Origin of the sequence: Streptomyces sp. NPDC006296 (genome assembly GCF_040613235.1) — a bacterium.
In the GTDB taxonomy this organism is placed as follows: domain Bacteria; phylum Actinomycetota; class Actinomycetes; order Streptomycetales; family Streptomycetaceae; genus Streptomyces.
The window spans coordinates 1-18,787 of record NZ_JBEXRT010000033.1 but is presented as its reverse complement, the minus strand read 5'-3'; the positions used below and the strand labels follow the sequence as shown (position 1 = coordinate 18,787).

Below are 18,787 nucleotides of genomic sequence, written 5' to 3'. Positions count from 1 at the left end.
GTGCGTCGCGGTTCGGGGTTGGAGTGGTAGCCCTTGTCGCCGAGCACGGCGTCGCGCCTTCGGCGGGTGGGATGTAGTCGTCATCGATGGCGCGGCTCACCTTGCTCGACATTGGCACACAGGCCTCACATGCCTTGCAGTTGCTGGCACGGCGTTCCCCGCTGTGCCGATCGATAGCGCTCCACTACCGCGTTCTTCCGGCCGGACCAAACCGCTGATTCTCAGGATCCTCTCGGGCATGTCGCCGTCTCACAGATGGAGCACACCCTCATGGCCGACACCAGCCCGACCTCCCCCGGCCCCGAGCCGTACCGCGTCCCCGACGCAGACCTCGACGACCTCGCCAGCACCCTCGCCAAGACCATGGCCGAGGTCAGGCAGCACGGCGTCATACTCGACCGCCTCGGCTCCGAACCCGAATCCACCGGCAGCCAGCCGCCGGACGGCGCTCCGGAATCCGAGGCGGCTGACGGGAAGAAGCCCGACGGCCCCGCCTCGGTGTTCATCCTCGCCCTGGGCGGCAAGGAATATGCCGTCGAACTCGCTGCCCTCAGCGACTGGGTGAACTACCTCTTCCTGCCGGTGTACGGCCGGGAGATCAGCACGAACCGTCCCTGGTGCGCGCACTGGCATGAACACCCTGAGGCCGTCGCTCGGCTGCACGCGCTCTGGCTGGCCTGGCAGCAGTCCACCGACACGGAGGCCGGCCTGTCCGGCCCGTCGACCTGGCACCGCGACCACCTGGACCAGACCCTGGTGCACCTGCGTGCGCCCGACGGACCGTTCGCGGCCTGCACGACCAGCGCAACTCGCCCCAATCACCGGGTGCTGGCCACCCCGGCGCCCGAGCAGGCGGAAGTGGCGGCGTGAACGACATTCCCGACTTCGGCCTCGACCATCTCTCGCCGGTCGACGACGACTCCGAGGAGGCGATGGAGGCTCTCTGGGCTGGCGACTTGATGGTGCTGTCCCAGCACCACACCACGCCCAACGGTTCGCACAGCTTCGTCCTCGCCCACGACCGATCGGCCACCTGGGGGATACCCGGCGAGCCACAGCTCGTTGCGATCGTGGTCGCTCGGGATCTGCGGCAGTCCACGTTCACGTTCGAGACGAGTCACCACGCCACGGCGTCCTTCGCACAGAACTGGCTGGCAGAACGCGGCTGCCCGCAAACTCGACCTCAGCGCCGCGGCGTTCAACGACGCCGAAGGGCGCATCGCCGAACTCCTCCTGTCCGAAGGCAAGAACGTGAAGGCACTCAAGGAGTCGACCGTGCCAGGAGTGAGGACCGCCGACTCCGAAGTGAACGGGGTGCCGACGGAGTTCAAGAGCTTGATTCCGGGAGCCGCCGCAAACACGGTGAAGAACCAGTTGAACTCGGCGAAGGGCCAGGCCAGGCATGCCATCATCGACGCACGCGCGAGCGGTCTGAGTGAGTCAGCGGCACAAGAGGGGCTGGGTAAGTTCCTGCGCAACAATCCGCCCGGACGGATGGACTTCATCCGCATAGTCGGCGACGGCTACGACATCACCTACCCCTGAGGGAGCTGAACTGTGACCTCCCACCACAGCATCTTCATCCACCCCGGTCACCCTGTGGAAGCCCTCGTCGCAGACGTGGCACTGGCTTGTGGCGGGAGGCTGCGGCGCGCTGTGAACGTGCCCGCGGATTACGTCGCAAGCCTGAGCAACGCAACACTTGAACTAGAAATGGAGCATGAGTACGAGGAGGACAAAGGCATCCCGTTCGAGCGCTACCAAGTCGTTCTGACTGTGCGGGAATCCAACAGCTCGATGGAGCAGGAAGCAGTCATCTCCCGACAGATCTTCCACGAACTCGCGACTCTGCGGCGGTACTGGCTGGTTCTCGTCTTCGACCTCCAGACAGTCATCGGCACGGCTGCTCCGCCTGGCCAGAGCGCATTCCCCTCTGCCAGAAAAGAATAACGGGGGCGGGGATGGGCGGTAGTGCACTGCCATCCATCCCCGCAGAGGGAAATCGTCATACTCACCAGCACCCGTCCTGCCGCTGGTTACCAACCAGCGGCAGGTATCCCTGCCCACCCGGGGACCGCTCTTTGACCGACCTCAGCTGTCTACACCGCGAGGCCCGAAAGCCCCGGGACCGGCCCGGGAAAACCTCGGCAAAGGCCCACGTGGAGCCCAGAGAACGGTCGTGAGCTGCAGGGACCCCTGGGACTTTTCTGGGACTTTCGCCAGCATCAGCGTGCACGCGCAGGAGACATCTGAAAGATAATCGACGCAGGTCAACGCTGTACAACCGCGCATCGTCGCAGGTCATGGAAGTGCGCGGTGTCTTCCGGGACATCTGAAAGCCTGCCAAAATGGCGCCGTCACACCCCCTCTGACCTGGAGAAATGAGAGTCGAGGCGGGGTATGACAGAGTCTCTGGGACTTTTCTGGGACTTTGAACCAGGAGCGACGGCTTCCGTGCACCGCGCTCTCACGTGATGAGTCATCGGAAAGATGTCGGCACGGACGCAGGCAGCAAATAGGCAGGTCAGGAGGGAATTCTGATCCAATATGAGGGCCACCGAGCACCCAGAGCGTCAAATGCGCGTCACGATCGTACGGCGGTTCGGCAAGTAGTTTTCGATACCGAGTTGCTTGGCACGCACGTGCTGCTGTTACCGCCACAGATTCCGTCCGGACGCAGACCGGTGGGGTCGGAAAGGGCGGCCGGAGCGTTGTTGGCGTAGTTATAGCCGTTGATCTGTTTCGGGTCGGCGAGGTCCATGATCGGGTCGACGCTGATGAATCGGCCGATGCCCGGGTCGTACTCGCGGGCACCGAGGTGGGTCAGTCCCGTGCTGGTGTCGGTGGTGCCGCCAACGAAGCCCTTGGTGCTGGGCCAGCTCGTCGGGACATCGCCGCGGGCACTGCCGAAGGGGGCGGTGCGGCGCTGGGTGAGGGCGAGGCTCGAGGCATCGACTGCGAGTTGGCCGGTGCCGTGATGGTCGCCGATCGTGAAGGCAATGCTGCCGTTATCGTTACGGACTGCCTGCTGGCCGTTGCCCAGGTCGATGAACCGGGTGGCCTTCGGCACCGCCGAGCCCTCGGGCAGGACGATCTCGGTGTGGCCGAGGTAGAGCGTGGTCTCGCTGTCCGTCCGGCTGATCAAGCGGCTTCCGCCGGCGTCGTACAGGTACGCGGTGGTCTTGTCAGCGGCACCCTCAACCGGTTCCGTGACCGTGGCCCAGGGGTCGTCCGCGCTGGTCGGCAGTCGCCCGGAAGCTGAAGCACTTCCGGGCGACTGGGGGTACGGGTTCATCCCGTGAATCAGGAGTTTTCGGCGACCCCACCGCCCGCCACCGACAGCTCGTATGTTCCGGTCGAATCTGGCGTGGGACCGGATCTGCGCAGGAGTGCATGCGCCTTCTCGGACACGAACATGGCACTAACTATAGGGCGGTGTTTCTTGGAGTAGGCAGCGTCGACCTGCCGCTTGGCCGTACTCAACCAGGCCACCGCGCGCTCATCGTCCCAGTTCGGTATCCCGGTCTTGGCGCAGTCCTTCAGGAATGCCCCGGCCCGCGGCCGGTCGGCGTCCACCAGGCAGGAGAACCCGATGATGTCGCCCTGTTTTGTAGGGACGCCGGCGATGGAGAGTTGCTTCTCGCCGCTGCCCGACACGGAGCCGGTGAAGTGCCAGACGTCTTTGTCCCCGGGGGCATCGATCAGACGCTGTTCGCCGAGAGAAACGTCCCACCGGCCAGCTAGGCCGGTCAGGAAGTCGTCCACTCGGTAACCAGGTGCGATGACCTTGGGTTCCGCCAGCGCTGGCGCCTGCTCGGCTGGCAGGGCCTCCTTCGGCCATTGGGACGCCGAGGGGGGGTTCGTCGCCGTGAGTTCTGGGAGTGTCCTCTTCGGCGTCGCAGGAGCGTCACCGGGGTAGACACCGGGATCCGGCGTTGCTTTCTGCTGTGTGCAGCCGACCACGGTGACGGCAGCCACGAGAGCGACTGCCGTCACCACCTGGCGGCGCAGCAAGTGTGCGGGCCTCATCAGTATCCGAACTTGCAGTTACCTGCGTCGGGATTCGCCGCGGGGACCAGGGCAACGGCGTCGAAGGCGACATTGGCGTCACCCGTGCCTGGGTCGTGTTCGTTGTCCATCTCTATGTGCCCACCCTTCCAGAACCTCATGGAGCCAAGCTTGAACCATGTGTCCTTGCCCGCACTCCATCTCTTCTGATCGAGCCTGCAGGTATCAGGCCCGAGTCCCTCGGCATTGGGGCCGGGGTGCACGGTGTAGCGCACGATCGCCTCTGCGCCGTGGTTGGGCAGGTGGATCCACACGTTGTACCGCGCGCCCGCCTTGTCGGCAGTCGGTAGGTTCGTCGGGTTGAGTGTCCACCGCCCGGTGACCTTGTGGAAGAAGTCGCCTTCCGGATAGGAGTGGGTGAAGAATACGTGGCCGTTGTATCCGGCGCCCAGCTGGTGGACGTCGATCTGCGCGATGGCTGGGGTAGCTCTCCATGTCTCGAGGTCATCGCGGTACGTGAGGAGGCTGTCTCCGTACTGAAGGGTGAACTTGCCGTCCGAGGCCGCCTCGTAGTCCCCGCAACCGTAGACGTCCTCACGGCCGTTGAGATCGTCGATGATCATCGTGCCTGGGGTGCCGTCGGGCGTCGTCATGCAGGGCCCGGACGGGTATTTGGCGATGAGCGCAGGTTCACTCGAGCCAAGGGTGTACTTCAGCGTCTCCACAGACGAGTTGCCGGTGTCCTGAGCGCTGCTGAGCCACGAGGCGCTTCCGGCCCAGCGACAGGTGTCGTTCCACGCAGGGCAGGGGTCGGCCGCGTGCGGCGTGCAGTTGTTCACGGTGGGCGAGCAGAAATTGAAGTAGTCGCCCGGCAGGTTCATCTGCTCGAAGTTGATCAGGCCCGGGAAGTCGGGCTTCTCGTAGGACTCCTCCCAATCCCACGTCTTGTGAGGGGTCTCCGCCCAGCCCAGGACCTTTTCCTGGTAGGGCCAGTTCGCAGGGGAGGCTGCGTCGTCGTAGCTGTCCCGGAGGAACGGCGTGCGGTCCGCCGGATACTCCGGGTTGGCCGGGTTGTTGAAGTAGCCGAGGCCGCGGGGCTCACTCGAATCGGTGTAGACGCCACTGTTGTAGCCCCACAGCGCCATGTACCAGTTCTCGATGTACCTGGGGTCGCCGCTGTTGGCCTCCATGCCCAGCGCCTTCAACTGGTTCCACTTCTCCGCGAGGATCTGCATGCCGGCCGCGATGTTCGTCGCGTAGTCGGTAGCAACGGCGCCTGCACGCGTGGCGTCGAGCGGCGGGGTGTCGTCGTCGGCCATGCCGGTGGTGACTTGGGCGATACCGTAACCGCAGTCCGACTTGGTGCTGTCCGGGTAATGGTGAATGCTGGCTCCGTTGCCGAACCAGTCCGCCTGGAGGACGTTGCCGGCCGCGCCGTTCATCGAGTGCCAGGATGCCTGCTTGAAGTTGGACTCCTGGGCGAGGATGCCGAGGACTACCTGGGCCGGGATATCACCGCCGCCGGTCAGTGCCGGCTTGGGGAAGAGCCCCTGCGGGGTGTACGCGGGTAGGCCCGTGTCGTGCCAGTTCGCCGATCGCTGCAAGGTGAGCCGGCCATGAACGGCTTGGTCGACCGCCCACTCAACCTGGTTGGCGCTCGGCTGGAGCGCCTGCCGCTTCGGGTTGTTCCGCTTCACCAGGCAAGGGATCTCGTATCCCTCCACCTTCCCGTCGCGGACGAACACCTCGGCGCCCTGGCTGGAGAGGCAGAACGACTCCTTGGATCCCTCCCCACAGGTGAGGGGTTCTACGTCGTCCCGCGGCTCGGCGGCCGCACCAACTGCCGCCGACTGCACAGCGGCCTTTGTGGCGCCGGAGGCGGTGAACGCGGCCGGATCCATTGCGGGAGCGCTTGCCGCGTCCGGCTTCACCTGCGTGGTGTTCGCATCGAAGGCAATCGTCGACTTGGCACCCGTGCGGGTGGCCGTCGCCTGGATCCGGACCAGTCCAGCTGCCTGGCCATCGCTGGTGGCTCCTGCCTCCGGCGTGCCTTCGGGTGCGGTGACGCCCTTCAGTTCATCCGAGACCATCGAAGTGGTGATCAGGTGGCCCTCACGTGACACGCTCGTGGGGCGTCCGGTGAAGGGCTGGGCCTTCAGGCCGGGTGCGCGCGCGGTGTCGATGCCGGCCACGTCTCCGACTACGAGGGAACCGCCCTTGCGGGGGAACAGCTTGAGCTTGCCGACGACTCCCGAACCGAGCTCGGTGAGCTTCCCTGCCTGCCAGCGGTTGATGACGCTCTTGCGATCTTTCACAACCCCGAGGTCAAGGGCACCCTCGGCCGAAGTGGTCAGCTCGAAGACCGGGCCGGGCAGTGCGGTTTGCTTCTGCGCCCGTGTGGACTTGCCCTTGCCGGTCAGCTTCACCAAATTGCCGTCAAGTACTCCATAGTCACCGCGCACTGTGGGCAACAGGTGCGCGAGCTGACCGGTGACCTTCCGGTTGGCAGTGGCTTTGCCCGTCACGGCGTCCGCCTCGATGACCGTGGTCGTCCCGGCGTCAGCGTCGGTGGCCGTACTGCTGGCGAACAGCACCCGGTCATCGTCGCCACAGCCCGGCGAATGGTAGGAAAGTTGGACGCCCTGAGCGATCTCAGTGACCTTGCCGTCACTGAGCCGGACGACGGCGGCGAACGCCCCGCGGTAGGTAGCGCCCGGTTTGTTGACCCACAGCGACGGCATGTAGACCGCCGCCGCGTACCGGCCGGAACCGGTAGTGCACACGTACCCTGTCCACGGTCCTGCGTCGATGTCTTTGCGCTGCAGGGAGGCAACCTCGTGGAAGGTATACCCCTCCCGCTCCGCGGCGGTCACGATGTGGAAACCGTCGGAGTCTCCGGTCCCGTTGACAACGATGTCCCCGGACTTTTCGAATCCGTCGCCAAGAGCCTTCTCGGGCGTGGAGAAGAGGACGTTCGTCGTAGTGTCTGCTGCCTCGGCGGGGCTCTCCTGGGCCACGAGCGGGATCAGGGCAATCGAGGAGGCAAGCACGGCGGTCGCGAGCCCTTGACCGGTGAGTCTGTGGCGGACGGTTCGTGTGCGCTTCAACATGTGCCGTCTCATATCCAGTCCGTACAGTCGCCGTTGACGAGGGGCGTGGGTATCACCTTGCCACCCTCCTCATAGAGCAGGGGTTCCGGTTCCCAGTTATCGTTCCGGCTGTTCCAGCAGGCTTTGCTGGTCATCTTCCAGTCACCCATGGGCGAGACACCAGTGGGGTTGGATGTGGTGATGCTGGGGGTGGGACGTGGCGCTGCAAAGCCCCCCAGCGTCGGGGTCTGCCACAGTGCCGCGTAGACCGACTGCTGGTAGAGCGGGTTGATGCTCACCTTCGCCCAGGTAGCCTGGCATCCGGGCGACCACACCAGCTTGATCTCAATGTCATTGCCCTGGTTGATCTGCTCGATGACCTGAGCGTCTGTGTCGCAGCCCATGGCCACCGGATTCTTGCCCGTACAGCCCGACCGGGTGCAGCCCGCGGCCTCCGCAGCGGTAGCTGTGGTCGCTGCCATTGCCTGGGACAGGCAGAGGAGCATCAGAGCTGCTCCCGCGCGGCCCCATCTTCGTGTGCGCAAATCGCTCTCCTTAAGTTGGATGAAGGGCAGGGATTTGACCTAGGTGTCCCGCAACGCGTGAGGCCGGCGTGCCTTGCATCGGGCAGGCCGAATAGCCCCGACACCGAGTGCACATCCGCGTGGATCCTGCGGGCTATGCGGGCAGCAGCAGCCACTCGTACCGACCGATCAGTCCATGACTGGATGTGTGCTGCCTCTCACACCGATCTGGTCGGCCGCCGACACAGCGGGCACAGTCATCGTCAGAGAACGCAGGACATCCCACATGCTCGTAAGACAGACAAAAGCCTTCACCCTTCCCCTCCAGGGTGACGGTCAGGTAGCTGTAGCGCGCAGAGAGTATCGCACCGATCGCACGCACGGGAAGGCTCGTTGACCTTGCTGGCCTATGGGATCGGGGTTCCGTGACTGAAGGGAGCCTTTCGGCCCCATTCGCCCTTGCGTCGGTGCAGAGAGGACAGCGACGGCGGATTATGCCCCTGCCTCAAAGCTCGCTTGGACAGCGTTTCGCAGGCCAAGCTCTACCCACACCTGGCCCCGTTGCCGAACTGGCGCCAATGAGGCTGCGGCGGCGCGGATCCGCGTGGTCGGGGCGTCGACTATGAGGTCAGCGCGCTTATGGTCGGCTATCAGCCAGAGGACGGAGACGGGGTTGACCACCGCAGGTAGCAGAACTTCCGCTGTCGATGGGCAGGTAGGCGAAGTCGCTGACCCATTTCGTGTTCGGCTCGACTGAGAGGGGCGGGGCCGATCAGCCCGGCGCCTTGGCCGCGGCGGCGCCTTGGCCGATGTCGGGTCGGGCTCGGCGGTGCAGTGCCGGCTGCACCACCGGCGCCTTCAGCCTCGGACGCCCACATGTTCCTAGAATCCGCTTGTGGCTGACCGCCTCACCGCACTTTCGCGCAACTCGGCAGTGATCGGCTCCGTAGGTGCCGTCCGACTCGTGGCACACGGTCCGCATCCGGCCCCGCGGACAAACAGCCCAGACCTGACGTGCCGGAGCACCTGACCCACCAGCAGCCCCCTGCCCTCTCACCCGATGTCGCGACGTCATTGCGAACACGCGACCCGCGAGGCCCAAAAGTCAAGAGTGGCGCACCTCACATAGCGCAACGTCCACAGCGCCCACTCGCGTCACTTACTGATCGTTTCAGAATGAGATCGGTGTGTTGGCTTGGCAGTTGGGTGTTGCGTCGGCAGGATCTGGTGGGTGTCTGCTGATCTTGTGCCTGATGACCTGTGGGAACGCATAGCCCCGCTGCTGCCGGTGCGTCCGCCTCGGCGTCATCGCTATCCCGGGCGGCTGCCGGCCGATGACCGTGCTGCCCTGCGGGGCATCGTGTACGTGTTGCGCAAGGGTGTGAGCTGGCGGGACGTTCCCGCAGAGCTGGTCGGCTGCAGTGGCGTGACGGCCTGGCGGCGTCTGCGGGACTGGACCGAGGCCGGGGTATGGCCCCGGTTGCATGAGGTCCTGCTGACGGAACTACGCAGAGAAGGTCTGCTGGAGATGGACGACGCCGCGATCGACGGCTCGCACGTCAGGGCCCTCAAAGACATCTCAGGGGGCTAGGAAGTCAAGCTGGCCTCCTGGGAGATCGGCTTGTGGGCAAGGAAGCTGGCGATCTTCCATGTCAGTTTTTCGTCTGGCTCCTGCACCAGTTGAGCGTCGATGGTGAACCCGGCCTGGTTCAGCAACTGCGCAAGCTGACCCGGAGGCAGGCGATAGGACTCGAAGGACACTGGAAGACCGCCGTAGGCCTGTGTGGGACGACGGTGCTCACCGGAACCGACGTGACCCACGAGGAGAAGATGTCCACCGTGTGCCAGGGTGCGGTGGAACTCGGCGAACACGAGCGGCAGCAGCTCGGGAGGCGTGTGGTGGGTGGAGTAGAAGGCCAGGATGCCGCCAAGCGCGTCGTCCGCGAACTCCAGGGCGGTGATGGATCCCACCGAGAACGGCAGGTCCGGAAAGGCGGTGCGCGCAAGTTCGATCATCCTCGGGGACACGTCGATGCCGATCGGCGACACCCCGAGCCCGGCGAGGTGCGCCGTCACTTTGCCCGGGCCGCAGCCCAGGTCTGCGACCGGTCCGAGGCCAGATGCCTGCACGAGTTCGGCGAACGCGGTCAGCATCGAGCGTGACAACGGATCCAGTTCTGATGGGGGCTTGACGAGGGTGGCGTAGGCGTTGGCCACGGTGTCGTATGACTCCCGGACCTCAGACAGGTAAGAAGGCTCAGTCACGCGGGGACTCTAGACGGATGCACTGACATCGCCGCTGTTTGGACTTCCGGGTCCCGTAGGAGCTTGGAGGAGGGGGCGAAGGCGTGTTGTTCGTCGAAGAACTGCCGGGCCTTGAGGCAGTGGTGGAGCTGGCCGAGGAAGCGGTTCAGCAGGTGCCGTTGTGCGGCGGCATGCCAGTCACCATGCTCGCGTCGGCGCCGGTAGTGAGCATTGGCTCCGGGTGAGGCGGTAAGGGCGGCGAAGGCCCAGAGGAAGCCGGCGTTGATGAGGCGGTTGTTCTTGACGAACCGGCGGCCGACGAAGCGCTTCTTGCCGGAGGCCCGGGTGATGGGGGCGGAGCCGGCGTACGACTTCAGCGCCCGTGCGTCGGCGAACCGTGCCCGGTCGTCGCCCAGCTCGGCGAGCACGCGAGCGCCGAGCATGGGCCCCAGGCCGGGGAAGCTGAGCAGGATCTCGCTGTCGGCGTGCTGGTGAAAGGCGGCTGTGGCCGCCTCCGCGAGGTCGTTTGCGGCCTGGCAGGTGGCGTCCAGCTGCTTGAGCAGGGCCAGGAGCTGGTGACCGAAGGCATTCTCGACGCCGGGCAGCTGGTGGGCGTACTCGGCGCGGAAGACGGCCCGCAGCCGCTCGGCTTCCGCGTCGCAGCCGCGGAGGCGGCCACTGCGTTTGAGGGCAGCCCGCAGCTGGGCGAGGGTGAGCTTCGCGGCCTTGGCCGGAGTCGGCGCCAGAGTGAGGATGACGCGGGCGTCAGCCCTGGTCAGACCGCCTTGCTTGCCCTGGAAGGCCAGCAGAGCGGCAGGGTAATACTCGCGCAGGAGCGAGCGGACCTGATTGGCGACCTGCTGCCGGGTCCAGACGGCATCCTGCTGTGCTCGGGCCAGGACGGTGATGGTCTGGGCGAGTTCGGAGTCGTCCGGCAGGGGCCGGTGGGCGTGCATATCGGTGCGCAGGATGTTCGCCAAGACCAAGGCGTCGCCTGGGTCGGACTTCTTTCGGCTGACGCCGTGGCGGTCGCGGTAGCGGGCGGCGGCGAGCGGGTTGATCGCGAAGACCCGACGGCTGCCAGTGCGCAGGCTCGCGACCAGGAGGCCGTGGCTGGTCTCGATGGCCACCGGTATCGGATCGTCTGGGCTGTCGCCGTGCTCGGCCAAGAGAGCTAGGAGCTGGTGGTAGCCGACCGCGTCGTGAGTGATACGGGCTTTGGCGAGCAGAGTGCCGGCTTCGTCGACGAGGGCGACGTCGTGGTGACGCTCTGCCCAGTCGATGCCACAGAAAACGGTCAAGCTGTCCTCCCAGATCCGTCCGTTTATGCAGGTCACGAGGACATGCGGGTCACGCGGCGCCCTAATCCAAGGACTCATTGGTCCGCCATCTCAGTAGCCGTTCGCGACACCAGCGCACTCCAGGAGCTCGATCTTTCTGCAGAGCTCACGGGCTCGCGGATGAACAAGAGGTCGACCCTGGAGCGGACTCGCGCCGTGACGATCAACGTCCAAGCAGTCGCCGCGAGTTTCGCGGTGACCACGGAGGCGCCGGGCTGCGCCGCTCTTGACAGAGGCCTCAAGGGCCCGGGGAAACGGAGGCATCAGCCCGGCGCCCGCGTCATCACCACGGACCCCGCAGCGGACAGCGATGCCGCTCTTTGAGGAGGCCTTGACGGCCAGGGGGGGATCCAGGCATTCGCTGTCCAGTGCGAGCAGTCGGCCCGGGTCGTTGCATGGGCCCGGGCCGTCTGCTTACGCACTGGATTAGGGGGGCTCACACCGGACCTTCGCCGGTCGACCGGGCCCGGCCCGGCAGCAAGCACCACCTGATCGTCGACCGGCACGGCACTCCGCTCGCTGTCTCTCTGACCGGCGGAAACCGTCACGACGTCACCCAGCTCATGCCTCTGCTGGACGCCATACCCCGGATTCGTGGCCTGCGCGGCCGACCACGCCACCGGCCCCGACGGCTGTTCGCCGACCGCGGGTACGACTACGACAAGTACCGGCGTCTCGTCCGCGCACGTGGAATCACCTCCAAGTTCGCCCGCCGCGGCACCCCGCACGGCTCGGGACTGGGCAAGACACGGTGGGTCGTCGAACGGACCTTCGCCTGGCTCCACCAGTTCAAACGACTGCGCATCCGCTACGAGATACGAGCCGACCTCCACCTCGGACTGCTCCAACTCGCCTGCAGCATTATCTGCTTGAGACGACTACGGATCTCATTCTGAAACCATCAATAAGACCCCCATCACCCCACAGCTCAAGGCGCTGGTAAACCCTCAGGGCGGCGGTACGAACTGCCGTGCCTGCGCAGTGGCAGTCGACTGTCTGCTCGCCGACGGCGCACCCTCCTCGGCGCCGGCAAGCTGGCGGCCGGCTCGACTGCGCCGATCGAAGCCCTTTACGGAGGTAGACAGTTCAAGTCGTCCACCATCTCCGGCATCGTCAATCAGATCAAAACCGCAGGGGACGGCGCTAGAGGTTCGTCATGGGGCAGAAGGGCAGACTCACCCATGTCTTCAATGTGGTGAACGTCAAAGGAGAGGTCGTGTTCCTAGACGGTCAGACAGGACATGCCAGCCTCTCGCCATGGCGGAACTTCTCTCTCCTGAGGACAGACTGATGCTGAACGTCGAAGACGCTGCCGTGCTGGCCCAGAACTTCCTGGACCAGCAGGTCAGCCACGAAGGCATGGCCCTCGCACTCGTCGAAGGGGAAAGCGCCCAAGTGGGAGGCGACTTCTATTTCGACTGCCAGTCAGCTGCCTATCTCCGTGACGGAGACCCCCGGGACATAGCTGTGGGTACGGGCTACCTGCGCGTTGACGGAAAGACCGGAGAATGCCGACTACTGGGTGCAGTCGAGTCTGCAGAGCTCGACCTCTTCTGAACTGACAGGTCAAGCACCCGCAGAGCGTCGTCAAGCGACAGGCCCGTGGCCTGCGGCAATCATGTGCCGCAGGCCACGGGCCGGTGCCTTGACCCAGTTCCCAAGGTGATCCCGGGTACCCGCGCTCGCGCAGCCGAAGGGGGCCCCAGTCCAAAAACTACGCTCGCCTGCCTCGACCTCTGGGGGACTGCCTTCATCTCGAGCCGTACGTCGAGATCGCCGCAGATCCAGGATAGTAAGGCCGTCCGCCGGATGTGGTGACTCCCGCAGGCGAAGCAGGCCACGCCGGGCCAGAGACCACCGTGCATCCCCTGGGTCGACTGCGACTGCCGGTTCCTCAAACCGTTGCACGGCGGCTGACCCGGTTCCCAGGATGCACTCCCAGACAGCCGATGCACACGACGACTCAGAACAGGCGGACATCTCCGCCAAAATCTGCTGCACCTCTTCACAGCACACTATCGGTGCAGCGGGACGCCCCCCAGGCTCCACGGCCGGCCCCTGCGGGCCGCATCCGCGTCCTGACGCCGCAGAACCGTGAAGCACGGCCAGCTGGCGCGGTGCGTCCGGCTGTAGACCGCCCAGCAGACCGCTGATGACAGTTACGGGACAGCCCTCAGGAACTACTTGCGGTTCTGGTGGAGGGAGGGGTAGTCCGTGTAGCCGCGGTGGTCACCTCCGTAGAAGGTCGTTCCGTCGGGCTGATTGAGGTTGGCTCCGGTCTGCCAGCGGTGGACCAGGTCAGGGTTGGCGATGAAGGCGCGTCCCACGGCGACGAGATCTGCCTGGCCGCTGCTGATGAGGTTCTGGGCGGCAGTGACGTCGGTGACCGGGTCCCAGCCGTTGCTGACGATGCGGACACCTGCGAACCGGCGGGCAAGATCAGTGATCAGCTCGGAGGCGGGATCACCGATGGTGTGGAGGTAGGCCAGGCCCATGTCGGAGAGGGCATCGACCAGGGTCCTGTAGGTGGCCGCTGTGGCCTCGGGGTCGCTCTCCAGTGCGCCGTGAAGGTTGATCGCCGGGGAGATGCGGATGCCCACGCGTTCGCTTCCGATGGCGTCACTCACGGCCTGGGCAACCTCGATGACGAAACGGGCCCTGGCCTGGGGGGAGCCGCCATAGGTGTCGGTGCGCTGGTTGGCGGAGGGTGCGAGGAACTGGTGCAGCAGGTATCCGTTGGCGCCGTGGAGTTCGATGCCGTCCATGCCTGCGTCGATTGCGTTGCGGGCCGCCTGAACGTATTCGTCGATGACACCGGGGATGTCAGCGAGTGTCAGGGCGCGGGGGGTGGGGTGCGGCTGGGGTCCGGTGGCGGTGAACATCTCGCCGGGGGCGGCGATGGCGCTGGGAGCGACGGTCTCGGCCTGGTGCTTGTTGTCCGGGTGAGAGATCCGTCCGGCGTGCATGAGCTGGGCGACGATCCGTCCACCCGCCTGGTGCACGCCGTCGGCGACAGCGCGCCAGCCTTCGACCTGATCAGGAGTGTGCAGGCCGGGTGAGTTCATGTAGCCCTGTCCGACGGTGCTGGGCTGCACTCCCTCCGTGACGATCAGGCCGGCGGTCGCCCGTTGGGCGTAGTAGGTGGCCATGAGATCGGTGGGGACGCCGTCCGGGGTGGCACGGTTGCGGGTCATGGGGGCCATGACGATGCGGTTGCTCAGTGTCCACTTGCCGACGGTGACGGGATCGAAGAGGTCGTTCATGAAAGATGGCTCCTGTGGGGATTCAGCATTCGTGACGGGGCACGAGGTGCGGGTTATGCGATGCGGCACACGGCGACGACGGTGTCGGTGACCGCTGCGGTCTGTCCGTCGGGTCCGGTGGCGACGCGCTGGGGGGTGGCCAGGCGTTGGGGGATCCATTGCCCGGTGTCGAGGTCGAGGTCGTCGTAGATGTTCTCCGGGCTGGGGAAGTGGGTGTCGGGGTCGGTGTTCCATGCCCAGGGGCGTACCGAGCCGTGATCGACGATGAGGAGGATCCCGCCGGTGGTGAGCTGGTGTGCGGCGCGGCGCAGTATCTCGGCTCGCGGCAACGCGTAGGGCGTTTGCAGGTATTGGGCGGAGATGAGGTCGAAGGCGCCGCCGGGGAACTCGGCTGCCAGATCGTACTGTTGTGTCTCCACGCGTTCTTCGACGCCGTTATCGGCGGCGAGCTGCGCGGTGCGGTGCAGCGCGGTCGGTGCGATGTCGACGGCGGTGACGTGCCAGCCGTGCGTGGCCAGCCACAGGGTGTCGCCGCCTTCGCCGCATCCCAGGTCCAGGGCGCGTCCTGGGGGCAGATGTGCGGCAGTTTCGGCGAGCAGCGCATTGGCCGTGTTCTTCCAGATGCCGTCCTTGCCGCGGTAGAGGTGCTCCCAGAACCGTGCGGCGTCGCTGACGGCGTGGATCTCGCGTGTGAATTCGTCCATGGCGGCGTGTCTCCTTCGAGTGACCTGGGTAGGCGCGAGGGTCAGTGGACGGAAGGTGCGGCAGTCGCGGTGTCGGCGGCGCCCTTGGGGGACTTCACCAAGGTGATGAGAGCGACGAGTGCGGCTGCCAGGAGGGCTCCGGCAACGATGAACGCAATGCGGTAGCCGTGCAGGAATGCTTCGAGTTGGAGGTTCTTGGCGGCTTCGCCGGGTGTGGTGGTGTGTGAGGCGAGGTAGCCGGTGACGGCGGAGATGTAGAGAGTGTTGAGAAGGGCGGGGCCGAGTGCTGCGCCGATCTGCTGGCTGGTGCTCAGGGCGGCGCTGGCGACGCCCGCGTCGTGCGGGTTGACGCCGGTGAGTGCGATGTTGGGGCCCGCCAGGAAGAAGAATCCGACGCCGACGCTGACGAGGATCTGGGTCGGCAGTACCTCACCGGTGTAGCCCGATGCCATGTCCAGTCGGGTGAGCCAAAGCAGTCCTACTGTTGCCAGCGTGGTGCCTGCTGCCATGAGGATCTTGGGACCGTAGCGGTTGACCAGCGGGGCGCCCAGGGTGGTGGTGGCGATGATCCCGACGCTGAAGGGAAGGAACGCACAGCCTGCCTGCAGAGGCGTGTAGCCCAGATTGACCTGCAGGAAGTAGGTCATGAACAGGTTCATTCCGAACATGCCGGCGCCGATCAGGAGATTGGCGAGGAACACTCCGGCACGGGATCGGTCGAGGATTACCCGCAGGGGCAGCAGCGGATGCGCACTGCGGTGCTCGACCAGGACGAACGCGGCCAGTAGAACCACCGCGGCGGCGAGAAGCCCGAGCGTGATCGGCGCCGTCCAGCCGTCGCCGTCGGCTGCCTGGGCGAATCCGTAGACCAGGCAGCCGAGCCCGCCCGTCACCAGGACGGCGCCGGGGATGTCGTAGTGGCGGTCACCCTGCGCGCGGCTTTCACGGACGTAGGGGCGGGCGGCGAGAGCCGCGACCAGCGCGATAGGGACGTTGATGTACATGCACCAGCGCCATCCTGCGTATTCGGTGAGCACGCCTCCCAGCAGCAGCCCCACTGCGCCGCCGCCTCCCTGGAAGGCGCCGAAGATCCCGAACGCCTTGGCGCGCTCCTTCGGGTCGGTGAACGCGACGGTGATCAGGGAGAGTGCTGCGGGAGCAAGGACTGCGGCGCACGCGCCCTGCAGAGCGCGTGCGGTGAACAAGGTGCCCGGGTTGGGGGCCAGGCCGCCGAGCATGGACGCAGCGGCGAACCCGAGCAGGCCAAGGAGCAGTGCCTTCTTGCGCCCGACGAAGTCGGCGATTCGGCCGCCGAGCAGCAGCAATCCGCCGAAGGCCAGCGCGTATGCGGTGATCATCCACTGGCGGCTGGCGTCGCTCATCCCCAGATCGCTCTGGGCCTGGGGAAGGGCGATGTTCACGATAGAGACATCAAGGACAACCATGAGGGTCGCGACGGATGCCACGATCAGAGTCATCCACCGGTGCGGGTCGGCCGCGGTGGGGTCGGTCGCCGCGCTGGCGCGGCGAGCGGGGCTGGTCATGGGCGAGCTCTCCTGAACAGGTACGGAATCAAGGCGGCGGCGACTGCCGCGTCGGCTGCAGAGTGAGCCACAGCCCAACGAACTTGCAAAGCCTCATGCCGTTTCGGCAACCTAGAGTCATGCACAACATCGGACAGGTCCTCACAGCTATCGGGCCGCGTCTGCGAGCCCTGCGTCAGCAACGCGGCATCACGCTGGCCGCACTCTCCAAGACCACGGGAATCTCGGAGAGCACGCTCTCCCGCCTGGAGGGCGGGAGCCGCAAGGCCAACCTGGAACTGCTTCTGCCCCTCGCTCTCGCCTACCAGGTCCCCCTCGACGAACTGGTCGGAGCACCGGAGACCGGCGACCCGCGCGTCCACCTGCGCCCGGTCGCTCGTGACGGCATGACCTACGTCCCGCTCAGCCGTCGTGCCGGGGGCCTGCACGCCCACAAGCTCGTCATCGCTCCATCCACGGCCGAACCTGAACTGAACGTCCACGAAGGCTACGAATGGATCTACGTTCTGGACGGCCGGCTGCGCCTGGTGCTCGGTGAGCGGTCCCTTGTCCTGGCCCCCGGCGAAGTAGCGGAGTTCGACACGCACGTGCCGCACTGGCTGGGGCCGGACGACGACAGGCATGTGGAACTCCTGATCATCTTCGGGAAGCAGGGAGAACGGGCTCACCTCAAGGCACGCCCCGCCTAGTCGCCCCGCGTCACTCCCCGAGGAGGGAATCGATGCCGTGCCGCCGCACGCCCAGCACGCGCTCGGTGACCGCCGCCTCGCTCCTCCCACTGAAGAGGCTGCCGGACGGGGCGGCCCTCAGCCGCGCGACGGCTTCGTCCGCATCTGCGTTCACAAGATCGGCGTTGATGGCCGCGGCCGCCGTCACCCCCTGAGACTGAGCCTGGGCAAGCCCGGCCATCAGATCAGCGATGTTCCCGGCAACCCACACACCCGCAACCTCGGTTGCTCCCGCAGCGTCCGCAGGCACGTAGGTACCCACCCCCATGGGGTGCGGCACCGCGCTGATCCCCAGGCCTTCAAGGAGACTCCCACGAGCAGTGAAACGAGGCGCGACCACCAGCGACTGAACGGGGATCACCAGGCCGGAGCTGAGCCGGACGCCACACAGCTTGTCGTCGGTGACCTCCAAACCGCTCACGTCCCCCTGCACGACCTCGATGCCGCGGGCGGCCAGCCGCTCCCACTGCTCCTCCTCGGGCTCAGGGCCCGTGTGAAGGAACAGAGTCACCCGGCTGGACCACTGCCGAAACAGCAGCGCCTGGTGAACCGACGCGGGCCCCGTGCCCAGCACGCCGATAGGCGTATCGCGCACTTCCCAGCCGTGGCAGTACGGGCAGTGCAGCACGTCCCTTCCCCACCGCTCGGACACGCCCGGCACCTGAGGTAGCTCGTCCACCAACCCTGTCGTGACCAGGAGCCGGCGGGCCCGGTAGACCTTGCCGTTCTCAGTCTCGACGTCGAAGACGCCGTGCGCGTAGCTGGCTCGCACTGCCCGGTCGGAGAGCACCTGACCGCCGTACAACTGGACCTCGACTTTGCCCGCTCGCAGCAATTCCAGAGGCGCTACCCCGTCACGCGACAGCAGGCCGTGCGCGGCAACCGCTGGCGCATTACGGGGTTCCCCCGCGTCCAGCACCAGCACGGAACGCCGTGCCCGGGAGAGGGTCAGCGCACCGGACAGACCAGCGACTCCGCCGCCGATCACCAGTACATCGAATACATCCGAACTCAGATCGCTTTCCATGCGGGAACCGTGCGCCGCCCGGCTGACCTGCGCCACTCCTCATGCCATTTCGGCAAGCAGCTTAACCTCTAGGTGTATTGATCACGAGCGTTGTTGACACTCGGTAGGTCTTGAACATGACGAAGACCTCCGGTGTGGTGGGAGCTGTCTAGGAACTCACCGCACGGAGGTCTTCGTGTCCCACCGTAATGCCCGGCTAACCGTTTTCGGTAGGCAGTTGCTGGTCGAACGGATCCGCTCGGGTCGGCCGGTCGCCCACGTCGCAGCCGAGATGGGCATCTCGCGGGCCACCGCCCACAAATGGATGCGGCGGTGG

At 66.0% G+C, this 18,787-nt stretch carries 16 protein-coding genes and 3 pseudogenes; 9 read left to right on the top strand and 10 right to left on the bottom strand.

Annotated features, from left to right (window positions below):
- Window positions 1-270 precede the first annotated feature (270 nt).
- The 3 genes from ABZ172_RS22095 (at window position 271) to ABZ172_RS22085 (ending at window position 1,950) form a co-directional block, all read left to right on the top strand.
- Window positions 271-870, top strand: coding sequence for a DUF4913 domain-containing protein (locus tag ABZ172_RS22095; protein ID WP_015579204.1), 600 nt, complete (start codon window positions 271-273; stop codon window positions 868-870).
- A 192-nt stretch (window positions 871-1,062) separates the two neighbouring features.
- Window positions 1,063-1,545, top strand: a complete 483-nt coding sequence (locus tag ABZ172_RS22090; protein WP_199813860.1) for a hypothetical protein — start codon at window positions 1,063-1,065, stop codon at window positions 1,543-1,545.
- A gap of 12 nt (window positions 1,546-1,557) precedes the next feature.
- Window positions 1,558-1,950: a hypothetical protein gene (locus ABZ172_RS22085; RefSeq protein ID WP_030125326.1), complete on the top strand. Its 393-nt coding sequence runs from the start codon at window positions 1,558-1,560 to the stop codon at window positions 1,948-1,950.
- A 703-nt stretch (window positions 1,951-2,653) separates the two neighbouring features.
- Here ABZ172_RS22085 and ABZ172_RS22080 read toward each other — a convergent pair.
- From ABZ172_RS22080 to ABZ172_RS22065, 4 genes and pseudogenes are all read right to left on the bottom strand, one after another.
- A pseudogene (locus ABZ172_RS22080) lies at window positions 2,654-3,190 on the bottom strand (RHS repeat-associated core domain-containing protein); the annotation flags it as partial.
- A gap of 113 nt (window positions 3,191-3,303) precedes the next feature.
- Window positions 3,304-4,014: a hypothetical protein gene (locus ABZ172_RS22075; RefSeq protein WP_356885540.1), complete on the bottom strand. Its 711-nt coding sequence runs from the start codon at window positions 4,012-4,014 to the stop codon at window positions 3,304-3,306.
- Window positions 4,015-4,028: 14 nt separating this feature from the next.
- Window positions 4,029-7,118 (bottom strand): hypothetical protein, encoded by a 3,090-nt coding sequence (locus ABZ172_RS22070; protein WP_356885538.1) that lies wholly within the window; start codon window positions 7,116-7,118, stop codon window positions 4,029-4,031.
- 8 nt (window positions 7,119-7,126) lie between these two features.
- Window positions 7,127-7,603: a DUF2690 domain-containing protein gene (locus ABZ172_RS22065; protein ID WP_356885536.1), complete on the bottom strand. Its 477-nt coding sequence runs from the start codon at window positions 7,601-7,603 to the stop codon at window positions 7,127-7,129.
- 1,249 nt (window positions 7,604-8,852) lie between these two features.
- Between ABZ172_RS22065 and ABZ172_RS22060 the strand changes: the two are divergent.
- Window positions 8,853-9,119 (top strand): annotated as a pseudogene (locus ABZ172_RS22060) (transposase); the annotation flags it as partial.
- A gap of 89 nt (window positions 9,120-9,208) precedes the next feature.
- Here ABZ172_RS22060 and ABZ172_RS22055 read toward each other — a convergent pair.
- Together ABZ172_RS22055 and ABZ172_RS22050 are read right to left on the bottom strand one after the other, a co-directional pair.
- Entirely contained in the window at window positions 9,209-9,886 is a 678-nt protein-coding gene (locus tag ABZ172_RS22055) for a class I SAM-dependent methyltransferase (RefSeq protein WP_356885534.1), read from the bottom strand.
- Window positions 9,883-11,181, bottom strand: a complete 1,299-nt coding sequence (locus ABZ172_RS22050) for an IS110 family transposase (RefSeq protein WP_356885618.1) — start codon at window positions 11,179-11,181, stop codon at window positions 9,883-9,885. The genes ABZ172_RS22055 and ABZ172_RS22050 overlap by 4 nt, the downstream gene beginning before the upstream one ends.
- A 464-nt stretch (window positions 11,182-11,645) precedes the next feature.
- On the opposite strand from ABZ172_RS22050, the pseudogene ABZ172_RS22045 reads away from it, so the two are divergent.
- The 3 genes and pseudogenes from ABZ172_RS22045 to ABZ172_RS22035 form a co-directional block, all read left to right on the top strand.
- Window positions 11,646-12,101 (top strand): annotated as a pseudogene (locus ABZ172_RS22045) (IS5 family transposase); the annotation flags it as partial.
- A 260-nt stretch (window positions 12,102-12,361) separates the two neighbouring features.
- The gene (locus ABZ172_RS22040; RefSeq protein ID WP_356885532.1) at window positions 12,362-12,496 is read left to right on the top strand and encodes a hypothetical protein; all 135 of its coding nucleotides are present in this window, start codon (window positions 12,362-12,364) and stop codon (window positions 12,494-12,496) included.
- Window positions 12,463-12,762: a hypothetical protein gene (locus ABZ172_RS22035; RefSeq protein WP_356885530.1), complete on the top strand. Its 300-nt coding sequence runs from the start codon at window positions 12,463-12,465 to the stop codon at window positions 12,760-12,762. Before ABZ172_RS22040 ends, ABZ172_RS22035 begins: the two co-directional genes overlap by 34 nt.
- Before the next feature lie 623 nt (window positions 12,763-13,385).
- Here the strand turns inward: ABZ172_RS22035 and ABZ172_RS22030 are convergent.
- Genes ABZ172_RS22030 through ABZ172_RS22020 form a run of 3 tightly spaced genes read right to left on the bottom strand, consistent with a single transcriptional unit; the run spans window position 13,386 to window position 16,716 of the window.
- Window positions 13,386-14,468, bottom strand: a complete 1,083-nt coding sequence (locus tag ABZ172_RS22030) for an alkene reductase (protein ID WP_356885528.1) — start codon at window positions 14,466-14,468, stop codon at window positions 13,386-13,388.
- Window positions 14,469-14,521: 53 nt separating this feature from the next.
- Window positions 14,522-15,172 (bottom strand): class I SAM-dependent methyltransferase, encoded by a 651-nt coding sequence (locus tag ABZ172_RS22025; protein WP_356885526.1) that lies wholly within the window; start codon window positions 15,170-15,172, stop codon window positions 14,522-14,524.
- A gap of 41 nt (window positions 15,173-15,213) precedes the next feature.
- Window positions 15,214-16,716 (bottom strand): MFS transporter, encoded by a 1,503-nt coding sequence (locus tag ABZ172_RS22020; RefSeq protein WP_356885524.1) that lies wholly within the window; start codon window positions 16,714-16,716, stop codon window positions 15,214-15,216.
- Window positions 16,717-16,835: 119 nt separating this feature from the next.
- Here ABZ172_RS22020 and ABZ172_RS22015 point away from each other — a divergent pair, with 119 nt between their 5' ends.
- Window positions 16,836-17,405, top strand: a complete 570-nt coding sequence (locus tag ABZ172_RS22015) for an XRE family transcriptional regulator (RefSeq protein WP_356885522.1) — start codon at window positions 16,836-16,838, stop codon at window positions 17,403-17,405.
- Between the two features lie 10 nt (window positions 17,406-17,415).
- Here the strand turns inward: ABZ172_RS22015 and ABZ172_RS22010 are convergent, their stop codons facing one another.
- Window positions 17,416-18,471, bottom strand: coding sequence for an NAD(P)/FAD-dependent oxidoreductase (locus ABZ172_RS22010; protein ID WP_356885520.1), 1,056 nt, complete (start codon window positions 18,469-18,471; stop codon window positions 17,416-17,418).
- A 175-nt stretch (window positions 18,472-18,646) separates the two neighbouring features.
- Here ABZ172_RS22010 and ABZ172_RS22005 point away from each other — a divergent pair.
- Window positions 18,647-18,787: leucine zipper domain-containing protein (locus ABZ172_RS22005; RefSeq protein ID WP_356884568.1), on the top strand; the 141-nt coding region annotated here is incomplete at its 3' end.